The organism is Candidatus Methylobacter oryzae, from assembly GCF_003994235.2.
GTDB lineage: Bacteria > Pseudomonadota > Gammaproteobacteria > Methylococcales > Methylomonadaceae > Methylobacter_A > Methylobacter_A oryzae.
The window spans coordinates 44,170-53,168 of the sequence record NZ_RYFG02000010.1; the positions used below are offsets into that span (position 1 = coordinate 44,170).

Genomic DNA, 8,999 nt, shown 5'->3' on the forward strand with positions numbered 1-8,999 from the left:
CGTTGCGAAACTATTTAAGTAGAAGGTATTAAAAATGGGTAAACCAACCGGGTTTATGGAACTACCACGCACAGAGCGGCATTACGCATCTCCGAGCGATCGTATCCAGCATTATCGCGAATTTACGCTACCCCCTAGTGAAACCGAGGTGGCTCAGCAGGGCTCAAGATGCATGGACTGCGGCATTCCTTTTTGCCATCAAGCCTGCCCCGTCAATAACATTATTCCTGATTGGAACGATGGCGTTTATCGAACAAATTGGCAGCAAGCACTGGAAGTCTTACACAGCACCAATAACTTTCCGGAATTTACCGGACGCATCTGCCCTGCTCCTTGCGAAGCAGCTTGCACATTGAACTTGCAAGAACAACCGGTGACTATTAAATCGATAGAATGCGCCATTATCGACAAAGGCTGGGAAATGGGCTGGGTAAAGCCGCAAATTCCGGAAAAACGTACCGGCAAGCGCGTTGCAGTCATAGGCTCAGGCCCATCGGGCTTAGCCTGCGCCCAACAGCTGGCCCGCGCCGGACATGAAGTCGTGGTCTATGAGAAAAACGACCGTATCGGCGGCTTATTGCGCTACGGCATCCCCGATTTCAAGATGGAAAAATCGCACATCGACCGCCGCATCGCGCAAATGCAGGCCGAAGGAGTCAGATTCAGACCCAACAGCCATATCGGCACCGACATTCCCGCGCAAAAAATCCTTGCCGAATACGATGCAGTGGTTTTAGCAGTAGGCTCCGAGAAGCCGCGCGACCTGGAAGTGTCCGGACGTAATGAATACCAAGGCGTTTATTTCGCGATGGACTTTTTACGTCAACAAAACAAGCGCAATGCTGGCGACGTCATCCCTGAAGAGGAAATCATCAGCGCGACGGATAAACGCGTGGTGGTGATCGGCGGCGGCGATACCGGCTCCGACTGCATCGGCACATCGATTCGTCAAGGTGCGGCCTCCGTCGTACAGCTCGAAATTTTGCCGCAACCGCCCGAGAAAGAAAACAAGCTGCTTACCTGGCCGCTATGGCCCAATAAACTGCGCACCACTTCTTCGCATGAAGAAGGTATCGAAAAGCGTTATTGGAGCGTTAACACGCAAAGCGTAACCGGTAAAGACGGCAAAATCACCCATCTGAACGTAGTCGAAGTCGAATGGAAACAAGAAGGCGGACAATGGAAAATGAATGAAAAGCCCGACAGCGCGTTCGCTCTGGAAGCCGATATTGTATTTTTAGCGATGGGCTTTGTTCACCCGGTACACGAAGGCTTGTTAAAAGAGCTGGGCGTTGAACTGGAACGTAACAATATCAAAGCCAACGACAAGCAATATCGCACATCGGTCGATAAAGTATTTGCTGCGGGCGACGGACGTCGCGGACAATCGCTGGTAGTCTGGGCAATACGCGAAGGCCGGCAAGCAGCCAGAGCGGTAGATGAGTTCCTGATGGGAAGCACGGAACTACCTAGATAATCACCTACGCAAAAAAAGCGCTTTAGCGGCAATTGCCGCTAAAGCGCTTTAGATTTTATCTTCCCACAGCGTTTACATTGATAGACGGTAATCAACTTCCCCTGCTTCACATCAAACTGTTTCTCTTTCAAAACTTCCCATTTATGGAAATTGCTGCGGCATAGCGTATTGCCTTTATGTAATTGCGATGGTTTAGGGCGTTTAAACGGAACTACCTCACCCATCATTTCCTTCCTGTTCGTATAAAGCTGAGTTGAGCAGCTTGCCTGCTCAAACGAAACTTATGCCCTTTGGGTATAAGCAATATTTAGTACGCATAACTTTTTGCGATATAAAAATAACTAAGCCGGCACTTTCATCTAAAAATTCAACATCATTTTTTGACTATTGCATTCCAGGCGGCAAGCCAAGCTTGCGATTGATAAAAATCGGCTTTCCGGTCAAAAAAGCCGGTCAGCACCAATTTCAAAACATTCTCTATGATGCCGAAGAACAGTGCATAACCTAGCCGGGGTGTGATGCTGCGGAGTTCGCCGGCTTTGACGCCAGCTTCAATAATCCTGATGATCTTTATAAAGGCTACGGACTCATGCAGCGGCTTCGCTTCCGGCAGAAACTCGTTGACATTCAAGATCAACAAAAACCGCATTACATCCGGGGCCTCATCGGTCAACTTAAATAACAAATCGACTATGCCTCGCAACTGCTCGGACGGCTTCTCATTCTTACATTTTATTTCATCAATAGAGATGCTTAAGCTGTCGAGAATATTCGCATGCAACTGCGCCGCAATCATTTGTTTTGTTTTGAAGTGCTGATAGATTGTGCTTGTGCTTGTTCCTGCCGCATCTTTAATATCGATTAAAGACGTATTGAAATAGCCTTTTTCTACGAACAGCTTCAAAGCCGCCAGCAATATCTCATGCTGCACTTCCGATTCTACCTGAATATTTTCTATTTCCTGATCCATGTTCTTCTTTTACAGCTGATTCAATGCGCTGTGTTATTTGTAAGTGAGTGAAAATTCAAATGGCCTACGCCCGTAGACCCACAAATATTAAGCTGAGCCGAGCGGCTTGTCCGCTCAAACGAAACTTATGCCCTCTTTGGGTATAAAACTTATTTTGCGGACAACACTGCCATTGCCGCACTTAAATAATTAATCATTGACCATAATGTCAATATGGCCGCCACGTACAACAAACCGTAACCGCAATAATTTACCGGTATGCCGAATAAATCCTCGCGATATAACAACATGCCGATCGCCAACATTTGAGCCGTCGTTTTCCATTTGCCTAATTGAGAAACCTTGACGTGCGCCCGCTGACCTATCTCCGCCATCCATTCCCTAAGCGAGGCAATGGTTATTTCCCTGCCGATAATGATTGCGGCAGGTATTGCCAAATACGGACTGGCCTGTTGCTGAACAATCAATACCAAAACCATGGCCACCATCAGCTTATCCGCGACAGGGTCTAAAAAAGCCCCGAAAGGCGTTTCCAAACGCATTTTTCTGGCCAGATAGCCGTCCAACCAGTCAGTAACTCCGGCCGCTAGGAAAATCAGCATGCAAGCGACATTGGAATATGCCCAAGGCAGATAAAAAACCACGGTTAATAGCGGTATTAACGCAATTCTTAACAGTGTCAGATTTGTCGGTATGTTAAATTCAATTATCATCTTGATGATGAAATAGTTCGTAAATCCGTTGTGCCAAATGACGGCTGATGCCGTCTACACTGCAAAGAGCATCCACACCAGCCTGTGAAATACCTTGCAAGCCCCCAAATTGTTTTAATAACGTCTGCCGCCGCTTAGGCCCTAACCCCGGAATAGTTTCCATCGGCGATTGTTTTTTAGCCTTACCTCGGCGTTGCCTGTGTCCGGTTATAGCGAACCGGTGCGCTTCATCGCGAATATGTTGGATTAACAACAAACCGCTAGCGCCAGGATTTATATCTATTGGCTGCTCCTGATCCACCAGTATCAGCTTTTCCATGCCGGGTTTTCTATCCGGCCCTTTCGAAACACCGACTATCATAACATTGTTTACGTCTAATTCCTCCAATGCCTTTTGCGCTTGATGAACTTGGCCTTTGCCGCCGTCTATCAGCAATATATCCGGAGCCGCATGTTCGCCTTGCTTCAAACGTTTAAAACGCCTGAATACCGCTTGATGAATGGCCGCATAATCATCGCCGCCGGTTATGCCTTCAATATTAAATCGCCGGTAAGCCGACTTTACCGGCCCTTCCCGGTCAAAGACTACGCAGGACGCAACTGTCTGGTCACCCTGGGTATGGCTAATGTCAAAACATTCCAAGCGTTTCGGCAGCTCCTTGCAGCCTAACTCTTCTTGCAAGCTGAGGAAGCGGGTATAAATTCCCTGCTTATCGGCTAGCTTACTCTGGAGTGAATTTTCGGCGTTGGTGCAGGTCATTTGCAACCATTTTAAGCGCTCGCCCCTGACATTATGGGAAATAGCCACCGCATGCTTTGCCTGAGCCGCCAGCACTTCCCTTAATAAATCGGTTTCTTCCGGCTGATGACTGACAATCAATTCATGAGGCACTTGCTTATCCATATAATATTGAGGAATAAACGCCTGAATGATCGCAGCCGCATCGTACTCGTCGGTTATTTTCGGGAAAAATACTTTGTTTCCCAAATGCTGCCCGTTACGAATAAAAAATACCTGCACGCAAGCCACGCCGGCTTTAGCCGCACAAGCGATGATGTCCACATCGCCCCGCTCGCCGAGCACAAAATGTTTTTCCAGCACAGTGCGCAATTTTACAATCTGATCCCTGAAAATGGCAGCCTGCTCATATTCGAGTTTAGCGGACGCTTCCTCCATATTAACAATCAACTGATCGATCAGCAGCCCGCCCTTGCCTTCCAGAAACATAATCGTGTTTTCAACATCCTTCGCATAAGCGGCTTTATCGATTAAGCCGACGCACGGAGCCGTACAACGCTCTATCTGATGCTGCAAACAAGGTCTGGAACGATTATTGTAAATTGAATCATCGCACTGTCTGACCTGAAAAATCCGTTGCAATAGCTTAAGACTCTCCTTAATTGCACCGATGCTTGGATAAGGCCCGAAATACCTCCCTTTTTTTCTTTTTGCACCCCGATGCAGGGTAATCTGGGGAAAATCATGTTCGGTCGATAAGAAAATATAAGGATAAGATCTATCGTCCCTTAAACAGATATTGTATTGGGGCTTATGCCGCTTGATCTGCTGGCATTCCAACAGCAATGCTTCCCCTTCGGTATGAGTTACAGTAACTTCAATACCCGCTATTTTCGGCACCATCCGGTGCTGTTTAGTCGAAGCGGACGGTTTTCTGAAATAGCTGGAAACGCGGTTTTTAAGATTCTTGGCTTTGCCAATGTAAATAATCTCGCCCTGATCATTAAGCATCTTGTAAATGCCGGGGCGCGTAGTCAGATTTTTTAAAAACGCTTTTACGTCAAAACTGTTTTCTGGTAACTCGGAACTCACACTTTATCCTGATAACATACGCGCAGTACAAAATTCATCATGCAATAGGCTACATTCCTTATCTGCTTGCAAAGTGAATTAAAGCTTTCTCCACACGCACTAAAATCGTTTGTACTTACCGTAACGACGCTTAAATCATGTATTAAGACAATTGCTGCAATTTGCCAGCTCAACATTTTCCAGAATGAAAACCTGTTAATTTCCGGTCACTCGGGCAATTTCTGATCAAAATCCACTACATAGTCATTATACTCGGCAAGAATCATCTTTAACCAACTCTGATTGAGGTTTTATATTTTTTCGCAAAGTAAGCTTTTTATTTCACTCATGTAAGTGATTACTTACCACTACCTATGTTAGATTAAATTTTCCATAAACAAAACCATCCATATCCCCATTTTCATTTAATCTAATAGAGACTATCTGGATGAAAGATATAAAGATAACACCACTTACAGTACAGCAATACGTAGACATCTCCGATAAGATTTACGATGAAGTCGAAAGGGTTGAACATGGAGGAATACTTGCCGCCAAGTGCAGTAATCATCCCGAATATGGAAATATTATCCTTATTTCATCCAGTTCCGGCGATTGCTTAATGGTTCACTCTTATCCTACTGCCCAACTTTAGCGCAACAGGAATTAGCATCCGCTTTATACGTTAAACCAACCGCTCTTAACATATCCCGCAACATACTAAGCATTGACAGGAAAATCCGCCTTTCAATACGGTAGCGATCGGTCATAATAAGAACCGCACCAAGATTTTTCACCTCCGACGACACCAAGTTATATTCCTTCATGTCGCCGTTGGTGCATACAAACGCTACATCAAACAATATCCGCCAAATTCCCTTTGGTTTCGAGCCATACTTTCCTATCTTGCGAGCGTTTCTTAGCCAGCAATAAATCAAGCTGCCCCGTAGTGTCGTCATCCTCGGCTACCGTCAACTGCACCAGCCTGCGCGTATCCGGGTTCATCGTGGTTTCCCTGAGCTGGCTGGGATTCATTTCACCTAGACCTTTAAAACGCTGCACATTGACCTGGCCTTTGAGCTTTTCGGCAGCAATGCGATCCAGCACGCCCTGCCGTTCGGCTTCATCCAGCGCGTAAAACACCCGCTTGCCGACATCGATCCGGTACAGCGGCGGCATTGCGACAAAAACATGGCCGGCTTCGACCAGCGATTTGAAATGCTGGTAAAACAAAGCGCAGATCAGCGTGGCGATATGATTACCGTCGGAATCCGCATCGGCCAAAATGCAAACCTTGCCGTAACGCAGGTTCTGCAAATCGGAAGAACCCGGTTCTATGCCCAAAGCCACGGCAATATCGTGAACCTCCTGCGACGCCATCACTTGGTTGGACTCCACTTCCCAGGTATTCAAAATCTTGCCGCGCAACGGCATAATCGCCTGAAAGTCCCGTTCCCGCGCTTGTTTGGCGGAACCACCGGCCGAATCCCCTTCGACCAGGAACAATTCGGTTCGCCCAATATCCTGCGCCGAACAATCGGCCAACTTGCCCGGCAAGGCGGGGCCGGCGGTGATTTTTTTGCGGATGATTTTTTTATTGGACCGCAGCCGTTTTTGCGCGCTGGAAATAATCACTTCGGCGATTTTCTCGCCCTCGGCCGGGTTCTGGTTCAGCCATAGACTGAAACTGTCTTTCGCCACGCCGGACACAAAAGCCACGCACTCGCGGGAACTGAGCCTTTCCTTCGTTTGTCCTGAAAACTGCGGATCTTCCAATTTGACCGACAATACAAAATGGCAGTTTTCCCAGACATCTTCCGGCGCGACTTTAACGCCGCGCGGCAGGATATTCCTGATGTCGCAAAACTCGCGCATCGCTTCGGTCAAGCCTGCCCGCAAGCCGTTGACGTGAGTTCCGCCTTGCGCGGTCGGCACCAGGTTCACATAACTTTCGGCCAGCACTTCCGGCGGATTTTCAATCGCCCAAACAATGCCCCACTCGACAGCTTCATGATTTGCGGCCATGCTGCCCATGAACGGCTGCTCAGGGCAAAAATCAATATCGCCGATACGGTCGAGCAAATATTCCTTGAGACCGTCCTGGTAACACCAAACATACTCTTCCTCGGTTTGATCGACTTTCAGAGATATTTTCAAACCCGGACACAAAACCGCTTTCGCACGCAACACATGCTTAAGCTTTGCGACAGAGACTTTGTTGGAGTCGAAATATTTTTCGTTCGGCCAAAACCGAACCGTCGTTCCGGTATTATTTTTACCGACTGCGCCGGTTTCGAGCAACTCCGTTTGCTTGTCGCCATCGGCAAACTCCATCCGGTAAACCTTGCCGTTCCGCTTAACTTCCACTTCCAGCTTGGCCGACAGCGCGTTAACAACCGAGACGCCGACGCCATGCAAACCGCCGGAAAACTGGTAATTCTTATTGGAAAACTTTCCGCCCGCATGCAGTTGGGTCAAAATCACCTCGACGCCCGGAATACCCTGCTCCGGATGAATATCGACCGGCATACCGCGGCCGTTATCGCTAACCTGTACCGCGCCGTCTTTATACAAAACCACGTCAATCGACGTAGCATGACCGGCCATCGCTTCATCGACACTATTGTCAACAACTTCCTGTACCAAATGGTTGGGTCTTGTCGTGTCCGTATACATGCCGGGACGCTTTCGCACCGGCTCCAATCCGCTTAACACTTCGATTGCAGCCGCGTTGTATTCGTTACTCATACTTCCTAATCACTCACAATTCAATTTCAGATATAATGAGGCGCAAGGTAAAAGGTACAAGATACAAGGCCTTCCACCTTTTACCTTGCACCTTGTACCTTGCATCTCTATTACATCGTATCATTAAAAATATTTTTATCTCATGCCGAAAAAGAAAACCCCGACTTTATTCGAAGACTCCCTCGCCGAATTAGAACAACTGGTCAACCAGCTTGAACAAGGCGATATTTCGCTGGAAGAATCGTTAAAGTCGTTTGAGCGCGGGGTTAACTTGACCCGAACCTGTCAAAAAGCCCTGCAAGAGGCCGAGCAGAAAGTTCAAATTCTAATTGAAAAAAACGGCACTCAAACCCTGGAGCCATTTACCGATGAGTAATGCGTTAAAAGACTATCTTGAATTTTGTCAAAACCGTGTAGAAAGAGCGCTGGATGCCCGTTTGCCCGGCGAAAACATCCTGCCGCAAAAACTGCATCAAGCCATGCGCTATAGCACATTGGACGGCGGCAAACGGATGCGCCCGATGCTGACCTATTGCACCGGAAAAGTCTTGGGCATCGCTCCGGAAGCGTTGGACGGCCCGGCTTGCGCGGTGGAATTTATTCACGTTTATTCATTGATACATGACGACCTGCCGGCGATGGACGACGACGATCTTAGACGCGGCAAAGCCACCTGCCATAAAGCGTTCGACGAAGCGACCGCGATTTTAACCGGCGACGCATTACAGGCCTTGGCTTTCGAGACACTAGCAACCGATCCCAGCATCACCGCATCGCCTGAAAACCGCCTGAAGATGATCTCCGTGCTAACCAAGGCCAGCGGTTCGCAAGGCATGGTCGGCGGCCAGGCAATCGACCTGCAATCCGTAGGCACCAGCCTGACGCTGCCTGAACTGGAAAACATGCACATCCATAAAACCGGCGCACTGATCCGCGCCAGCGTCAATATGGCGACACTGGCGAAACAGAATGTAGACGCGGAGATTGCGAAAAAACTGGATAACTATGCCAAATGCATCGGCTTGTCGTTCCAGGTTAAAGACGACATTCTCGACGAAGAAAGCGATACCGCGACATTGGGCAAAACCCAAGGCAAGGACAAGGACAACAATAAACCGACCTACCCTGCGCTGTTAGGCATGGCCGGCGCGAAACAAAAAGCCCAGGAACTGCATGAGCAGGCATTGGAGAACTTGAGTATTTTTGGCAGCGAAGCGGATTTATTGAGGGATTTGTCGCTTTATATTATTCAGCGGGATCATTGATTCGAGTTTATCGGAT

The 8,999-nt window shown here is 48.0% G+C and carries 7 protein-coding genes; 3 read left to right on the forward strand and 4 right to left on the reverse strand.

The window, feature by feature from the left end; all coding sequences use genetic code 11:
• The first annotated feature begins 34 nt into the window (after window positions 1-34).
• Entirely contained in the window at window positions 35-1,477 is a 1,443-nt protein-coding gene (locus EKO24_RS02100; RefSeq protein WP_127027056.1) for a glutamate synthase subunit beta, read from the forward strand.
• 373 nt (window positions 1,478-1,850) lie between these two features.
• Here EKO24_RS02100 and EKO24_RS02110 read toward each other — a convergent pair whose 3' ends face one another.
• The 4 genes from EKO24_RS02110 to parE form a co-directional block, all read right to left on the reverse strand.
• Complete coding sequence (locus EKO24_RS02110; protein ID WP_127027057.1) at window positions 1,851-2,447, reverse strand: TetR/AcrR family transcriptional regulator; 597 nt, start codon at window positions 2,445-2,447, stop codon at window positions 1,851-1,853.
• Between the two features lie 149 nt (window positions 2,448-2,596).
• Window positions 2,597-3,160 (reverse strand): CDP-diacylglycerol--glycerol-3-phosphate 3-phosphatidyltransferase, encoded by a 564-nt coding sequence (pgsA, locus tag EKO24_RS02115; RefSeq protein WP_127027058.1) that lies wholly within the window; start codon window positions 3,158-3,160, stop codon window positions 2,597-2,599.
• Entirely contained in the window at window positions 3,150-4,991 is a 1,842-nt protein-coding gene (gene uvrC, locus EKO24_RS02120; RefSeq protein WP_127027059.1) for an excinuclease ABC subunit UvrC, read from the reverse strand. The genes pgsA and uvrC overlap by 11 nt, the downstream gene beginning before the upstream one ends.
• 834 nt (window positions 4,992-5,825) lie before the next feature.
• The gene (gene parE / locus EKO24_RS02125) at window positions 5,826-7,718 is read right to left on the reverse strand and encodes a DNA topoisomerase IV subunit B (RefSeq protein WP_127027060.1); all 1,893 of its coding nucleotides are present in this window, start codon (window positions 7,716-7,718) and stop codon (window positions 5,826-5,828) included.
• A 142-nt stretch (window positions 7,719-7,860) separates the two neighbouring features.
• Here parE and EKO24_RS02130 point away from each other — a divergent pair, with 142 nt between their 5' ends.
• Window positions 7,861-8,094 (forward strand): exodeoxyribonuclease VII small subunit, encoded by a 234-nt coding sequence (locus EKO24_RS02130; RefSeq protein WP_104424381.1) that lies wholly within the window; start codon window positions 7,861-7,863, stop codon window positions 8,092-8,094.
• On the forward strand, window positions 8,087-8,983 hold the full coding sequence (gene ispA, locus EKO24_RS02135; RefSeq protein WP_127027061.1) for a (2E,6E)-farnesyl diphosphate synthase: 897 nt from the start codon (window positions 8,087-8,089) through the stop codon (window positions 8,981-8,983). The genes EKO24_RS02130 and ispA overlap by 8 nt, the downstream gene beginning before the upstream one ends.
• Window positions 8,984-8,999: the final 16 nt, after the last annotated feature.

Coding starts and splice junctions, on each gene's coding strand:
- pgsA (WP_127027058.1), bottom strand. CDS start 3,160: ATGATAATTGAATTTAACATACCGACAAATCTGACACTGTTAAGAATT.
- EKO24_RS02100 (WP_127027056.1), top strand. CDS start 35: ATGGGTAAACCAACCGGGTTTATGGAACTACCACGCACAGAGCGGCAT.
- EKO24_RS02130 (WP_104424381.1), top strand. CDS start 7,861: ATGCCGAAAAAGAAAACCCCGACTTTATTCGAAGACTCCCTCGCCGAA.
- EKO24_RS02110 (WP_127027057.1), bottom strand. CDS start 2,447: ATGGATCAGGAAATAGAAAATATTCAGGTAGAATCGGAAGTGCAGCAT.
- parE (WP_127027060.1), bottom strand. CDS start 7,718: ATGAGTAACGAATACAACGCGGCTGCAATCGAAGTGTTAAGCGGATTG.
- ispA (WP_127027061.1), top strand. CDS start 8,087: ATGAGTAATGCGTTAAAAGACTATCTTGAATTTTGTCAAAACCGTGTA.